The organism is Acinetobacter sp. USHLN143 (genome assembly GCF_037145695.1).
GTDB classification, from domain to species: Bacteria; Pseudomonadota; Gammaproteobacteria; order Pseudomonadales; family Moraxellaceae; genus Acinetobacter; species Acinetobacter fasciculus.
In genome coordinates, this window is the sequence record NZ_JBBCWZ010000200.1 from 1 (window position 1) to 576 (window position 576).

Sequence of the window (576 nt, forward strand, 5' to 3'; positions counted from 1 at the left end):
CGTGCTTTATAACCACTGTAATCATCACAGACTAGATAGCCCTGCCAGCCTTTCAAGAACTCTTCAGCATGCTGGCCTGAACGACTATCCTGAAAGTCATAGATCACCGCCTGAACTGGATTATACTGTGTGGTGGCATAGGCCCAGACATAACCTTTCTTCGGTTTTTTATTATTCTCACCCATCCGCATGATGGTGACCGGTGTTTCATCTGCATGCAGCACCCGCTGTTGCAGCACCACCTCTTTTAAGGCATTGGCCAGAGGTTCCAGTTCTACACCGCAGCGACCTATCCAGTCAGATAAAGTGGATCTGGACAGATCAATGCCAGCCCGCTGATAGATCAGGCGCTGACGGTACAGCGGCAAATGATCGGCATACTTCGATACCAGCACATGGCTGAGCAATTCAGGTGAAGCAATGCCTTTATCAATCACATAGGCGGGCATCGCTTGCTGAGTTAGAGTGTCACACTGATCACAGACCCATTTACCACGCACATGCTGTTCCTTATAGAACTGTGCCGGTCTGAAATGCAGTTTTTCACTGACATCTTCGCCGATACGACGGAGTTGG

General features: G+C 49.3%; 1 protein-coding gene. It reads right to left on the reverse strand.

The annotated features are described in order from the left end of the window. On the reverse strand, positions 1-576 hold a 576-nt coding region (gene tnpC / locus WFH18_RS17680), incomplete at both ends, for an IS66 family transposase (RefSeq protein ID WP_336755391.1).